Raw genomic sequence first — 14,159 nt, forward strand, 5'->3', positions numbered from 1 at the left:
ATCTCTCCTGTCACTACTAAGATTTGAGGTGGATCGCAATTCTTTTCTCACCTTACAAATATCCAGTAAATGCACTTTTTCTCTACTGTTTAATACCCCGCCCTTTTTCTAATGTTGAGGCATCAATACTGTCACGGGCCCTACAGCGCTCAGGAGCAAGCAATGAACGAACTGGTGCAAATACTAAAAAATACCCGCCAGCATCTGATGACCGGCGTGTCACATATGATCCCCTTCGTGGTCTCCGGCGGGATCCTGCTGGCGGTCTCCGTCATGTTGTATGGCAAAGGCGCGGTACCCGATGCCGCCACCGACCCTAATCTGAAGAAACTTTTTGATATCGGCGTCGCCGGGCTGACGCTGATGGTGCCCTTTCTCGCCGCCTACATCGGCTACTCCATTTCTGACCGCGCCGCGCTGGCCCCCTGCGCCATCGGCGCCTGGGTGGGCAACAGCTTTGGCGCCGGTTTCTTCGGCGCGCTGATCGCCGGCATGATTGGCGGCCTGGTGGTCTATTACCTGAAAAAAATCCCCGTACATAAAGTTCTGCGCTCGGTGATGCCGATTTTCATCATTCCCATCGTCGGCACCTTCATCACCGCCGGGATCATGATGTGGGGGCTTGGCGAGCCGGTTGGCGCGCTGACCGCTAACCTGACCGGCTGGCTGCAGGGGATGCGCGAGGGCAGCATCGTGGTGCTGGCCATCATTATGGGTCTGATGCTGGCCTTTGATATGGGCGGCCCGGTGAACAAAGTAGCCTACGCCTTCATGCTGATTTGCGTTTCGCAGGGCGTCTACAGCGTGGTGGCTATCGCTGCCGTCGGTATCGCCGTACCGCCGCTGGGCATGGGGCTGGCGACGCTGATTGGCCGCAAATATTTCACCGCCGAAGAGCGGGAAACCGGCAAAGCCGCGCTGGTGATGGGCTGTGTCGGCGTGACCGAAGGGGCGATTCCCTTTGCCGCCGCGGATCCGCTGCGCGTCATTCCGGCCAATATGATTGGCGCCGCCAGCGGCTGCGTCACCGCCGCGCTGATGGGCGCCCAGTGTTACGCCGGCTGGGGCGGGCTCATCGTGCTGCCGGTGGTCCAGGGCAAGCTCGGGTTTGTTGCCGCGCTGCTGGTCGGCGCCTGCGTCAGCGCTGCCTGCGTCATCCTGCTGAAAGCCTTCGCCAAAAAGAAACCCACTGACGTCGCCGCTGACGATGAACTAGACCTTGATTTCGAAATTAACTAACAGACTGGAAGGAACAGATTATGACCCACATTATCGCTGTCACCGCCTGCCCGTCGGGCGTGGCTCACACCTACATGGCCGCTGAATCGCTGGAAAGCGCCGCCAAAGCCAAAGGCTGGCAGGTCAAGGTTGAAACGCAGGGTTCCATTGGCATTGAAAACGAACTGACGGCGGAGGAGATTGCCGCCGCCGATATGGTCATTCTGACCAAAGATATCGGCATCAAATTCGAAGAGCGTTTTGCCGGGAAAACTATCGTGCGCGTCAATATCAGCGATGCGGTCAAGCGCGCCGACGCCATCATGAACAAGATAGACAGCCACCTTTCCCAGAGCGCCTGAAGCCTTAAAAGGGCGCCTTCGCGCCCTTTGCCACAACATGGAGTTTATCATGACGAATCGTACCCAACGCCTGAAAGCCAGCCTGTTCGCCCAGCCGCGCGAAATCTCCCTTGAGCGCGCATTACTCTACACTGCCAGCCATCGGCAGACGGAGGGCGAGCCGGTGATTATCCGCCGGGCGAAAGCCACCGCGTGGATCCTCGATAAGGTGATGATTTCGATTCGTGAGGATGAACTGATCGCCGGCAACCGCACCGTCAAACCGCGGGCAGGGATTATGTCGCCCGAGATGGACCCCTACTGGCTGCTCAACGAGCTCGACGCCTTTCCGACCCGACCACAGGACCGCTTCGCGATAAGCGAAGAAGATAAGCAAATCTACCGCGAAACGCTGTACCCCTACTGGGAAAAGCGTTCAATGAAAGATTTCATCAACGGCCAGATGACTGAAGAGGTCAAGGCCGCCGTCAACACCCAGATATTCAGCGTGAACCAGACCGATAAAGGCCAGGGCCATATCATCATCGACTATCCACGGCTGCTGAATCATGGCCTTGGCGCCCTGGTCGCCGAACTCAAAACGCACTGCGCCCGGCAACCGGAGAACCCCTTTTATCAGGCGGTACTGATCCTGCTGGAAGCTTCCCAGCGCCATATTCTGCGCTACGCCGCGCTGGCCGAGGAGATGGCTGGGCACTTTCAGGACCCGCAGCGTCAGCAGGAGCTGTTAACCATCGCCGCTATTTCGCGCCACAACGCGCAGCACCGGCCAACGGATTTCCCCCAGGCCTGCCAGCTGTTCTGGTATATGAATATCATTCTGCAGTACGAATCCAATGCCAGCTCGATTTCGCTGGGGCGTTTTGACCAGTATATGCTGCCGTTTTATCAGGCATCGCTGAATCAGGGTCAGGATCCCGCGTATCTCAAGGAGTTGCTGGAGTCGCTGTGGCTGAAATGCAACGATATCGTCCTGCTACGCTCCTCCAGCAGCGCGCGCTATTTCGCGGGTTTTCCCACCGGCTATACCGCCCTGCTCGGCGGGCTGACGGACACCGGGCGCAGCGCGGTCAACGTGCTGTCATTTTTATGCCTCGACGCCTATCAAAACGTTCAGCTGCCGCAGCCGAATCTGGGCGTGCGGGTCAACGAGCTGATTGATCGCCCGTTCCTGCGTAAAACCGCTGAGACCATTCGCCTGGGTACCGGGATCCCGCAGATTTTCAACGATGAGGTGGTGGTCCCGGCCTTCCTTAACCGCGGCGTGTCGCTGGAAGATGCCCGCGATTACGCGGTGGTCGGCTGCGTGGAGCTCTCTATTCCAGGGCGCACCTACGGCCTGCATGATATCGCCATGTTTAATCTGCTGAAGGTGATGGAAATTGTGCTGCAGGAAAATGAACATCAGCCTGACGTCAGCTGGGACGGCCTTATCTGCCAGATCCGCGACAAAATTCGCCATTACATCAAGCTGATGGTCGAGGGTAGCAACATTTGCGATATCGGCCACCGCGACTGGGCGCCGGTCCCGCTGCTCTCCTCGTTCATTGAAGATTGCGTGCAGCACGGCAAAGATATCACCGCCGGCGGCGCGCGCTATAACTTCTCCGGCGTCCAGGGTATCGGGATCGCTAACCTGAGCGATTCGCTGTACGCCCTGAAGGGTATGGTCTTCGACCAGCAGCGTCTCAGCTTTGACCAACTGATGGCCGTGCTGAAAGCCAATTTCCAGACGCCGGAAGGGGAAAAGATCCGCGCCCGGCTGATTAACCGTTTTGACAAGTACGGCAACGATATCGACGATGTCGACAATATTAGCGCCGATCTGCTGCGTTTTTACTGTAAAGAAGTTGAGCAGTATCTGAACCCGCGCGGCGGTCATTTTACCCCCGGCTCCTACACCGTCTCCGCGCACGTGCCGCTGGGTTCGGTGGTGGGCGCCACCCCGGACGGGCGGCTGGCCGGTGAACAGCTGGCGGACGGCGGCCTGTCGCCGATGGTCGGTCAGGATTCCCAGGGGCCGACGGCAGTGCTGAAATCGGTCAGCAAACTGGATAACTATCTGCTGTCGAACGGTACGCTGCTGAACGTCAAATTCACTCCGGCAACGCTGGCCGGCGACGGCGGCCTGAACAAACTGGCCGATTTTTTACAGGCCTTCTGCAAGCTCAAGCTGCAGCATATTCAGTTCAACGTGGTCAATGCCGACACCCTGCGTGAAGCGCAGCAGCGGCCGCAGGACTTTGCCGGTCTGGTGGTACGGGTCGCGGGCTACAGCGCCTTCTTTGTTGAGCTGTCGAAGGAGATTCAGGATGACATTATCCGCCGCACCGCGCATCAGCTGTGAGGTCATCGACACGCGCGCCGACCGGGCGCGTATTTTTAACCTCCAGCGTTACTCGCTCAACGATGGCCAGGGGATCCGCACGGTGGTCTTTTTTAAAGGCTGCCCTCATACCTGCCCGTGGTGCGCCAATCCCGAATCAATTTCACCCAGGATTCAGACCCTGCGCCGGGAGAGTAAATGCCTGCGCTGCACCCGCTGCCAGCAGGACGTCGCCGAATGTCCGTCCGGAGCGTGGGAACAGATTGGCCGCGATGTGACGCTGGATAACCTGTTGCAGGAGGTGCTGAAGGATGAGGTCTTCTTTCGCGCTTCCGGCGGCGGCGTCACCCTCTCCGGGGGCGAAGTGCTCATGCAGGCCGGGTTTGCCGCCCGCTTTCTCCAGCGCCTGCGCCAGTGGGGGATCCGCACCGCCATCGAAACCGCGGGCGACGGCGCTTTTGACCGCTTCCTGCCGGTGGCCGAAGCCTGCAATGAAGTGCTGTTTGATTTTAAAATCATGGAACCTGCGCGGGCGCGGTCGCTGCTGCGAATGAATCAGCCGCGGGTGCTGGACAATTTTCGCCGGCTGGCGGCGAGAAAAATCAACCTGATCCCGCGGGTGCCGCTGATCCCGGGCTACACCCTGAATACCGATAATTTTCGCCAGATTCTGGCGTTCCTCGCCCCTTTCGCGCTAAAAGAAATGCACCTGTTGCCGTTTCATCAATATGGCGAGCCCAAATACCGTCTGCTGGGCAAACCCTGGACGTTGGCCAGCGTGAAAGCGCCTGACGAAGCGGAAATTCAACCATATCGGGTGATGGCCGAAGCGGCCGGTTTCCACGTCACTATCGGCGGTTAACGCCAGGAGGATGTTATGGACTTCAATATTGTCGCCGTCACCGCCTGCGTCAGCGGCGTGGCGCATACCTACATGGCCGCCGAACGACTGGAAAAGGTCGGTCATCATGAAAAATGGCACCTGAAGGTGGAAACCCAGGGGGCGCTCGGCGTAGAAAATCGGATCACCGCGGAAGATATCGCCCGCGCCGAAGTGGTGCTGCTGGTGACGGATATCGAAATCGACGACCCCCAGCGCTTTCGCGGCCTGCGGACGATTAAAACCAGCATCAAGAGCTTCCTGCTGCAGCCGCAGCAGATCGTCGAGGCCGTGAAAAGCATCATGAAAAAGCCGGTCGTCTATGTAGAACTTCCCTGACCGGCGACAGGCCTTATTCTACATCCAGCAGCCATTTTTGCGCCGGCGTCAGGCGGCTTGCCGTCTCCGGCGTCAGCCAGCGCCGCTGGTCCTGCTGCGGCGTATCCGCACGATCGATATATAACCCATGCAGTACGCGTCGTCTGCTGCCTTCACGATTACGGGTGCCGCCGTGCCAGGCGTGGGCGTTGTAGATCATCACGCTGCCAGCCGGCGCGGCAAACACAATCTCATCGGGATGGGCCTGTTCCGGGTCGGCCAGCACCTCCTCCGGTAACTCGGGGCGGAGGTGGGTACCAGGAATGATCCGCGGCGCGCCGTTGGCGGCGCTCAAATCGTCTATCGCCCAGATGGTATTCACCAGGTGGACTTTAGGAAAATCCGGGCGCGGCTTTTTCCAGTCGGCGTGCAGCGGCTGGTGGCCGCCGTTATACAGCGCCTCGCGCGCGTTCAGGCTGGAGACTTTAAAATCCCCGTTGAAGATATAGCGACAAGCGGAGAGGATCAGCGGGTGTGACCAGACTTTCTCCCAGATAACCCCCTTATTAATCAGGTTAGCGATCCGCGTCGCCGTCGCCTCCTGATGGTGCTCCATCGCCAGATTATCGCCTTCGCGTTCAACCAGGGTGTCAATGAGCAGGCGCATTTCGCTCAGCCACTGGGTGTCAACGACGTTATGCACGACGGTGTAGCCGAGGGTGTCGAGCTCGTGTTTCATTTGCGCGCTGAGCACCTGGCTGGCGCCTAACGCATCGAGAAAGTTAGCCGATGATGAGTTCATTTTGCGTTCCTTTTTAACGTTCCGATAACACAAACAAACTCTACTGGCCCCTCCGCGGTATAACAGGAGGCGAGCGCTACGAAAAACTGGACATACGTATGCGAGCTCACAAAGTGTGATGGGCATCAATAATCTCATTTCCGCCGATGGATGCGCTGCAGTTGGTCATGAATTCGCAGCGCAAAATCGCTAAACAAACGCTGTCGAGCCGAAAAAAATAGATTACCATCAACAGGATAATGCGCATGCTGAGGGCAAAGAATGATTGAAGATCTGCCGGATATACTGCATCGGTTAATCGGTCAAAAAGATCACCTACAGGTGAGATTTCCTGAGCCGGATATCTCCGTGCCTGCCCTCGCCTTCAACGTGCCGTTTCCGCGTCTGGAAATTGTGCTGGAGGGCCAACTGAATGAACAGGGACTGCCGCTGGCCGCCTCGACGTTAACCACGCTGCAGGTACTGTACGTGCAGGCGGGGAAGTGGACGCTGCCGCAGTGGACCGGTCCGGCCACTACCCTGAGCATTCTGTTTGGTCGGCAGAAACTGGGATTCAGTATTCAGCGCTGGGACGGAAAAAGCCTGCACACGGAAAAACAGAGCGTTTCCCGGCTTGGGCCGCGCGTGGGTTCCTACCTGTTGCTGAGCCTGAATGAAGTCAGCCTGCAGCCCGATCCGCTGACCGCGCGACTGGTGATCGCCGCGCTGCTGAGTCATTGTCGTGAACAGCTGGTCGGGCTGGAGATGCGCGTCAGCCGCAGCCGGGATCTGTTTCTCGCCGTCCAGGACTACCTCGAGGAAAATCTCAGTCTACCGCTGACGCGGGAATCGGTAGCCAAACGTTTTCACATCACGCCCAACTATCTTTCGCATATTTTTCAGAAATCAGGCTCGGTGGGATTTAATGAATATCTGACCCGTGTCCGTCTGGAAAAGGCGAAGCAGCTATTGCGCGGCTATGACCTGAAGGTGAAAGAGATTGCGCACAATTGCGGCTTTGTCGACAGCAACTATTTTTGCCGGGTTTTTAAACGCTACACAGAACGCTCGCCATCGGAGTATCGGCGACACTGCCGTAGCGCGCAGCAGGCCTAACCTGCCGCACCGGCAGATGGCGCCCACTCCACGCGGCCGCGGCCGTTATGCTTGGCCTTGTACAGCGCCTCGTCGACTTTACGGATAAACGTCTCCTGCGCTTCGCCTGGCCGCCAGGTTCCGACGCCAATGCTGATCGACAGCGGCGTCTGATGATTGATCAGGATGGTGCGGGCGTTAGCAAGGATCGACTGCGCCAGAGCATGCAGCTCGGGCTCCGACAGGCCATCGACGATAATGGCGAACTCTTCCCCACCGATCCGCGCCGGCTGGACCTGCTCGCTGGTTAGTTTCGCCAGCTGTTTCCCCAGCGAAAATAACACTTCATCCCCGACCAGGTGACCCCAGGTATCATTGATTTTCTTAAAAAAATCGATATCCAGAATCATGAGTCCCAGCGCATGCCCGGACTTCTCGCGAATGGTATCAATGAAAAAACGCCGGTTGGGTAACTGGGTCAGTTCATCCTTCAGGGATTGCGAGCGCGCATCGACGTACAGCAAATTGATTCGCTCAATAATTTTGTAGACCCCCACCACGGTCAGCAGCATCCCGGAGAGGCGCAGCAGATCTTCGCAGTAATAGCCCATCCAGCGCGGCTGAACCACGATCTCATCCATCACGTCAAAGGTGCCGCCGGCAATCCACAACAGCAGCCCATAGCGTACCCAGTTGACGGCAATGTGGCTCATCCGCACCTTCGCCGAGCTCCACAGCATAAACACCAGAAACAACAACGCCAGCAGATCGATATAGAGGCCGGGGTTAGTCAGGATCTCGTGTCGTGTACCGACCGGAGGCGACACCAGGGCGCAGCCGACAGCAACAGCGACGATAACCAGCAGCGCAGGCAGGAGCGTCACCCGGGCCACAGCGGCCGGGCCGGGGCGATTAGCAGGAGTATGGAGTTCAGGCATAGCGGTGTCTCATGGTAACAACAGGGCCGATCGCGAGACAGGATAACAGTTAAGCGTAGCGGGACGAATGAAAAAGCGACGGTTCGGTAAAATGGCGGGAACTGGACTGACCCCGCGGAATTGTTCCAACGTACTACCACTCCATGGCGACGAGGTCAGTGGCGCGGATACTAGCGGCTTCATCCGCCATCTAATTAGCTTTCCGTGCGGCGCCGTCGATAGCCGACGCCGCCTGCTCAGGGATTAGCCGCTAAACACTCGCGCCTTGCCGCTGACCGTCAGTCTCACCATCGCGCCGGGCTGCCACGCCGGCTGGCTCACGGTTCGCAGGACAATCGGCCGCTCGTGCCCAGCCATCGACAGCGTCAACGTGGAAAGCTGGCCTGAGAAATCGACATCGCGGATAATGGCGGTACTTTCCTGCGGCCCGCTCACACTGACGCTCAGCTGTTCCGGACGCAGCATCACCCTACCTTCGCCAGCAGGATGCAGTGCGTCCGTCGCCAGGTCCCCCAGCGCGCAGCTTGCCCGGCCGGGGCTAAGGCGTGCGGGGAGGATCAGGGCATCGCCAAGAAATAACGCCGTCTCTTCATCCACCGGCTGCGAGTAAACCGTCAGCGGGGTTCCAACCTGGGCGAAGCGCCCCTGACGCATTACCGCCACCTGCGTAGCGAACGACAGCGCCTCGTTCTGGTCATGAGTCACCAGAATCGAGGCGATCCCCGTCTCGGCCAGCAGGTCCGCCGTCGCTTTGCGTGTGCTGGCGCGCAGCCCGGTATCCAGTGCAGAAAACGGCTCATCCAGCAGCATCAGCGCCGGCTGCTGAGCCAGCGCGCGGGCCAGGGCAACACGCTGCTGCTGGCCACCGGAAATTTCGTGTGGCCAGTGACTCGCCAGACCAGCGTCGAGGGCGACCATCTCCATTAGCGCCCCCACGCGGCGACGCTTCTCCTCACGGCTGGCGTCGAGCCCCCAGGCGATATTGTCCGCAACATTAAGATGAGGAAACAGCGCCCCTTCCTGCGGAACATAGCCGATCCGTCGCTGGTGGGCGGGGACAAACACACCGTCGGCAAACAGAGACTTACCGTGCATGACGATCCGCCCGCGATCGGGCGTTTCAAAACCGGCGAGAATGCGCAGCAACGTGGTCTTCCCCGAGCCGGACGGACCAACAATGGCCGTCCGGCTCCCCGGCGCTACGGTCAGATTGAGATTATCGAGGACCAGCGCATCAGCGAAGGATTTCGAAATAGAAGACAATTCCAGCATGTTACAACCCTGCCATTTTTTTCGACTGCATATAAAGAACCGCGGTCAGCGGCAGCGAAATGACGATCATCAATAGCGCGTACGGTGCCGCCGCTACGTAGTCGATCTCACTGGTTAACGCCCAGAAACCGGTCGACAAGGTGCGGGTGCCTAACGGCGAAAGCAGTAGTGTGGCGGTGAGCTCATTGCTGACGCCAAGGAACACCAGCGCGGCACCTGCAGCCGCGCCCGGCGCGGCAAGCCGCATAGTGATACTCCACAGGGCGCGGGCCGGACTGCGTCCAAGACTACGGGCAACGTTTTCCAGCTCCACCGGCGCCTGCGCGATACCGGCGCGCAGGTTAATCAGCGCACGCGGCATAAACATCAACAGATAGGCCAGAAACAGCGTCACTTCGGTCTGGTACACCGGACGGGCGTAGTGGATGGTGACCGTCACCAGCGCCAGCGCGGTGACAATACCGGGCAGCGAGCTGGTGATGTAATTACACCCCTCCAGCAGGCGGAACAACGGGCGCGGATAGCGCACGCCGAGCCACGCAATGGGGATCGCGCAAACCGTTGTCAGCAGCGCCCCGCCCGCCCCCAGGAGCAGGGTCTGGCGCAGAGAATGCCAGAGATCGGCATGCAGCCAGTTGTCGATGCCGCCCAGCCATAGCCAGCGGCACAGGACCAGTAAGGGAACCCCCATCGCCAGCATCACCAGCAGCAGAAGCAGTAGCTGCGCGCCAAAAGCGGCCCCTTTACCCAGCACAAGCCGCTTCTGCTCGCGGGCCGCCCCGGCGCCGATACGCGCGTAACGCGCTTTACCGCGTGAGGCGCTCTCAAGCAGCAGGATCGCCAGGCAGCACAAGGCCAGCACGCCTGCCAGCATATTGGCGGCCGGACCGCTGAAGGTCGACTGGAACTGATCGTAAATAGCGGTCGTGAAGGTATCGAAGCGGATCATCACATACAGGCCATATTCCGCCAGCAGATGCAGGGCCACCAGCAGCGCACCGCCGCAGATTGCCAGACGCAGCTGCGGGAGCACCACCCGGAAGAACACTTTCCACGGCGGCGTGCCCAGCGACGCGGCGACATCTTCAAGGGTGGGATCGAGGCGGCGCAGCACGGCAGCCACCGGCATATAAATAAACGGATAGTAGGCGAGCACCGAGAGAAACACCCCGGCGGAGAGGCCATGCAGCGAAGGCACGGCGCTGACCCAGGCGTAGCTCTGGACAAAGGCCGGGATCGCCAGCGGGGCTACCGCCAGCGCCGACCACAGCTGCCGACCGGCAAGGGCAGTACGTTCCGTCAGCCAGGCCAGCGTCACGCCGAGCACAATACTGATGGGGACCGCCAGCACCGTCAGCCACAGGGTATTGCTGAGCAGCTCCCCTACCCGCGGACGAAAGACCAGCGCTTTAATGGTCGGCCAGCCGGTGTCGAACCCAACCGCCACCACAAACCCTAACGGCAACAGCGCCAGCAATGAAAACAGCAGCGCTAACGCCACCATCGGAAATGCAGGACGCCTGCGCTCGGGCAGGCGTCCTGTTTTCTTTCCGAGCGACAAACTCAGAACAGACATAGCAACATCACTTCCTCAGGATCAGAGCAGGCCAGCCTGCGTCATCAGCTCAATGACCTTTTTACTGTTCAGCGAGGAAGGTTCTACCTTCGGTGCATCCAGATCTTTCAGCGGGGTCAGTTTCGGGTTAGAGGCCGCATCTACCCCCACGGCATATTCGAAGGCGTTATTGGTGCGCAGTGCATCCTGCCCCTGCTTGCCGGTGATCCATTTAATAAAGGCCTGCGCCTGCGCTTTATGTTTGCTGGAAGCCAGCACACCGCCACCGGAAATGCTGACGAAGGCGCCCGGATCCTGGTGTTTGAAGTAATACAGTTGGGTGTTTTTACTGTTTTCGCCGGTTTTTGACTGATCGACGAAGCGGTAGTAGTGGTAGATCACCCCGCCGTCGATCTGCCCGGCGTTGACCGCTTTCATCACCGTGCTATTGCCTTTGTAAGCGACAAAGTTGGTTTTCATCGCCTTCAGCCAGTCGAGAGTCGCCTGCTCACCCTTCAGCGCCAGCATCGCGCTGACGATAGCCTGGAAATCAGCCCCCGATGGCGAAGCCGCCCAGCGCCCTTTCCACTCCGGTTTTGCCAGATCCATCAGGGAATGCGGCAGCTGCGCCTCGCTGATTTTCGCCGGGTTGTAGACAAAAACGGTGCTGCGCGCGGCAATGCCGATCCAGCGCCCATGCTGCGGACGGTACTGCGCCGGAACCTGCTGCAGGGTGGCGGCATCCAGCGGGGCGAAAAGTTTGGCATTATCGACCAGCACCATCGACGGCGAGTTCTCGGTCAGAAACACATCGGCCGGCGACGCGGAGCCTTCCTGAACCAGCTGATTACCCAGCTCACTGTCATCGCCATTGCGCAGCGTGACCTTAATACCGGTCTCTTTGGTAAATCCATCCACCCACGACTTCACCAGATTTTCGTGCTGGGCGTTGTAGACCACAATCCCGTTCTGAGCGTCAGCCGCCATCCCCTGCGGCGCCAGAAACAGAGAAGCGGCAACCAGCGCTGCCGTACGGAGGGGCGATAAGCGAAATTTCATGAACGCATCCTTAATGAAATAGGGCAAAAAACGGTAAATAGCCTGAGCGGAGAGGATTAAATCACAGCAAAAAAAGAATGATAATGAAAACAATTATCATAAACTTAAAAAAGCAAAAAATAGCGCCGGTCGGTTATTAGGGATTAGAAAATGCTTAAAACCATCCACTCCCGAAATTTAGATTAAGAAAACATTAAGCTGCGATTTTTTTATTACCTTCGTGACAGAACAGCCACCTCTGCACGTTATCCGCGGTCTTTGCCGGCGGGTATTGTGATACTGATCATGTTTTTACATGCTCCGTCGTCGCGGAGATTATCCCCCTTCTACGATCATTGGATAACGCCTTTTCAGCGGGATGGATGGTTCATTTTATGCTCGCCTCACATAGCACGCGTAATAAATGAAAAAGACAAAAGTGCGAAACGCATGGATTTCCTTTTCCCTGGCGCTGGTGGTATTTCTGGCTGGCGTGTTCGTCATTAACTGGCAACTGTGGCATTCAGACCAGGCCACCCATGCCGCCGCCGCCCGTCAGGCGGCGAAGAAAATCGCCGTTATTCTGGATGAAGCCCGAGCCGCCACGGTGACGGCAATGAACGTTAGCCGCCGCGGTTGCTCCGTGCAGGGTCAGTTCCAGCTCGGGACTGAGGCCGCCCTGCAGCCGCATCTGCGCACGATCGTGCTGGTAAAAGATGGCCAGGTGTGGTGCTCGTCGCTACCCGGCAATCGGGTACTGACGCTCCATCCGGAATCCTTGCCTGATGAGCTGCTGCAACTGCTGCCCGCCAGGATGATGGTTAACAAGCGGCCGGTGCTGATCTATCACACGCGTTCAGCGCAGGTGAGAGTCATTGTCAGTATCAGCGACATCCATTTGCGCGATGCCTTGTATAGCGATGAGGATAACGCCGGGCTGGCGCTCTCGGTCAACCATCAGATGATCGCCAGATATGGCGATGTGGAGCCGCTGAAAGCCAGCCCACACCAGGATATATTTAGCTCACCGGACTACCCGTTTCGCATTATCTATCCCGAGTCGCCTTTTTTTAGCCCCGGCCGCTTATTTCAAAATGGTTTCGGTCTGCTGATTTTCATTTTCTCTGTCTCGCTATTGTTTTATTTCCTGCTGCGCAAATACCTCAATGTCTATACCTCTGAAGAAGAGAACCTGCGCTACGCCATCGCCCAGGGCGATATCGTTCCCTACTATCAACCGCTGGTGAACGGGAAAACCGGGGAGATCTACGGCGTGGAAATTCTCGCCCGCTGGCAATACACCACCGCGCAGTGGCGTTCGCCCGCTGAATTTATTCCACTAGCCGAACGTACCGGCTTAATTATCCCGCTGACCCGCAGCCTGATGGCGCAGGTCGCCGCCCAGATGAGACCCATCTTCAGTAAGCTGCCGGACGGGTTTCATATCGGCGTCAACATCAGCGCATCACATATCAACGCCCCGTCGTTTATCGATGACTGCCTGCACTATCAGCGCGGCTTTGAGGGTAAAGCGGTGAAGCTGATGCTGGAGATCACGGAGCAGGAGCCGCTGTTGCTCAACGACGCGGTCGTGGACAAGCTCAATACGTTACACTCCCGCGGGTTTTCCATCGCGCTGGACGACTTTGGCACCGGCTATTCCGGGCTTTCCTGTCTCCACGAGCTGATTTTCGACTATATCAAAATCGATCAGAGTTTTGTCGGCCGGGTAACCGGGGAGGCGCCGTCAAGCAAGCTGCTGGACTGCGTGATAGAGATGGCCCGGACGCTGTCACTGCGCATCATTGCCGAGGGTGTCGAAACCCAGGTCCAGCTGGAGTATCTCAATCGCCAGAATATTCATCTGCTGCAGGGCTACTATTTCTGGAAGCCGATGCCCTACGTCGCGCTGGTGATGCTCCTGCTGAGCAAACCGAAGGCGCGGATTGTCGAAGAATAAGCGGGCGATCCATAACCCGCGGGCCTGCACCAATCTCATCACTGAGTCAACGAATTCAGCGCATCCTGTCGGGTCTCCTTAATGGAAAAAATGCGATCCATGCGGGTGAGCTTAAACAGGTTTTTAATCGTGTCATTGAGTGAACACAGCGCCAACTCGCCCTGACCGTTGACGCTTTTCAGAATGGAAACCAGCGCGCCAAGGCAGCTACTGTCGATGAAATCGACGTGGCTCAGATCCAGCAGCACGTTTTTGGTATCCGGGTCGATAGCCTCCAGAACCTGCTGCTTAAACGCCTGCACGACGGAAGCATCCAGTCGGCGCACCAGTGGCATAATAATTTTTACGCCCTGCTCGGTATGTAATTCAACGTTCATGCTCATCCTCAATAGTGACTGATATCCGTCGACGAGTCC

General features: G+C 58.1%; 12 protein-coding genes and 2 pseudogenes. 8 read left to right on the plus strand and 6 right to left on the minus strand.

The window, feature by feature from the left end:
- Positions 1-162: 162 nt before the first annotated feature.
- Genes AC3EMD_RS17495 through AC3EMD_RS17515 form a run of 5 tightly spaced genes read left to right on the plus strand, consistent with a single transcriptional unit; the run spans position 163 to position 5,125 of the window.
- On the plus strand, positions 163-1,239 hold the full coding sequence (locus AC3EMD_RS17495; protein ID WP_008805917.1) for a PTS fructose transporter subunit EIIC: 1,077 nt from the start codon (positions 163-165) through the stop codon (positions 1,237-1,239).
- Positions 1,240-1,259: 20 nt separating this feature from the next.
- A complete protein-coding gene (locus AC3EMD_RS17500; protein ID WP_004179264.1) occupies positions 1,260-1,580 on the plus strand; it encodes a PTS fructose-like transporter subunit IIB in 321 nt (106 codons plus the stop codon).
- Between the two features lie 49 nt (positions 1,581-1,629).
- Entirely contained in the window at positions 1,630-3,927 is a 2,298-nt protein-coding gene (locus AC3EMD_RS17505; protein WP_302073620.1) for a formate C-acetyltransferase, read from the plus strand.
- Positions 3,893-4,768 carry a [formate-C-acetyltransferase]-activating enzyme gene (locus AC3EMD_RS17510; protein WP_302073621.1) on the plus strand — a complete coding sequence of 292 codons (876 nt, stop codon included), beginning with the start codon at positions 3,893-3,895 and terminating at the stop codon, positions 4,766-4,768. The genes AC3EMD_RS17505 and AC3EMD_RS17510 overlap by 35 nt, the downstream gene beginning before the upstream one ends.
- 15 nt (positions 4,769-4,783) lie before the next feature.
- Complete coding sequence (locus tag AC3EMD_RS17515) at positions 4,784-5,125, plus strand: PTS fructose-like transporter subunit IIB (protein ID WP_008805913.1); 342 nt, start codon at positions 4,784-4,786, stop codon at positions 5,123-5,125.
- Positions 5,126-5,138: 13 nt separating this feature from the next.
- Here AC3EMD_RS17515 and AC3EMD_RS17520 read toward each other — a convergent pair whose 3' ends face one another.
- Positions 5,139-5,906, minus strand: a complete 768-nt coding sequence (locus AC3EMD_RS17520) for a phytanoyl-CoA dioxygenase family protein (protein ID WP_094954891.1) — start codon at positions 5,904-5,906, stop codon at positions 5,139-5,141.
- A gap of 261 nt (positions 5,907-6,167) precedes the next feature.
- Between AC3EMD_RS17520 and AC3EMD_RS17525 the strand changes: the two genes are divergently transcribed.
- Positions 6,168-7,001, plus strand: coding sequence for a helix-turn-helix transcriptional regulator (locus AC3EMD_RS17525; RefSeq protein WP_008805911.1), 834 nt, complete (start codon positions 6,168-6,170; stop codon positions 6,999-7,001).
- Here the strand turns inward: AC3EMD_RS17525 and AC3EMD_RS17530 are convergent.
- The 4 genes from AC3EMD_RS17530 to AC3EMD_RS17545 form a co-directional block, all read right to left on the minus strand.
- The gene (locus AC3EMD_RS17530) at positions 6,998-7,918 is read right to left on the minus strand and encodes a GGDEF domain-containing protein (RefSeq protein WP_302073622.1); all 921 of its coding nucleotides are present in this window, start codon (positions 7,916-7,918) and stop codon (positions 6,998-7,000) included. The genes AC3EMD_RS17525 and AC3EMD_RS17530 overlap by 4 nt on opposite strands.
- 243 nt (positions 7,919-8,161) lie before the next feature.
- Positions 8,162-9,190 (minus strand): ABC transporter ATP-binding protein, encoded by a 1,029-nt coding sequence (locus AC3EMD_RS17535; RefSeq protein ID WP_004179253.1) that lies wholly within the window; start codon positions 9,188-9,190, stop codon positions 8,162-8,164.
- 1 nt (position 9,191) lies between these two features.
- Positions 9,192-10,766, minus strand: a complete 1,575-nt coding sequence (locus tag AC3EMD_RS17540) for an ABC transporter permease (RefSeq protein ID WP_008805909.1) — start codon at positions 10,764-10,766, stop codon at positions 9,192-9,194.
- Between the two features lie 21 nt (positions 10,767-10,787).
- On the minus strand, positions 10,788-11,804 hold the full coding sequence (locus AC3EMD_RS17545) for an iron ABC transporter substrate-binding protein (protein ID WP_004179245.1): 1,017 nt from the start codon (positions 11,802-11,804) through the stop codon (positions 10,788-10,790).
- 403 nt (positions 11,805-12,207) lie between these two features.
- Here AC3EMD_RS17545 and AC3EMD_RS17550 point away from each other — a divergent pair.
- Positions 12,208-12,822, plus strand: a pseudogene (locus AC3EMD_RS17550) (CSS-motif domain-containing protein); the annotation flags it as partial.
- Between the two features lie 159 nt (positions 12,823-12,981).
- Positions 12,982-13,743, plus strand: a pseudogene (locus AC3EMD_RS17555) (EAL domain-containing protein); the annotation flags it as partial.
- A 38-nt stretch (positions 13,744-13,781) separates the two neighbouring features.
- On the opposite strand, the gene AC3EMD_RS17560 reads toward AC3EMD_RS17555, so the two are convergent.
- The gene (locus tag AC3EMD_RS17560; RefSeq protein ID WP_110242568.1) at positions 13,782-14,120 is read right to left on the minus strand and encodes an STAS domain-containing protein; all 339 of its coding nucleotides are present in this window, start codon (positions 14,118-14,120) and stop codon (positions 13,782-13,784) included.
- Positions 14,121-14,159: the final 39 nt, after the last annotated feature.

The organism is Klebsiella sp. PK18, assembly GCF_057784655.1.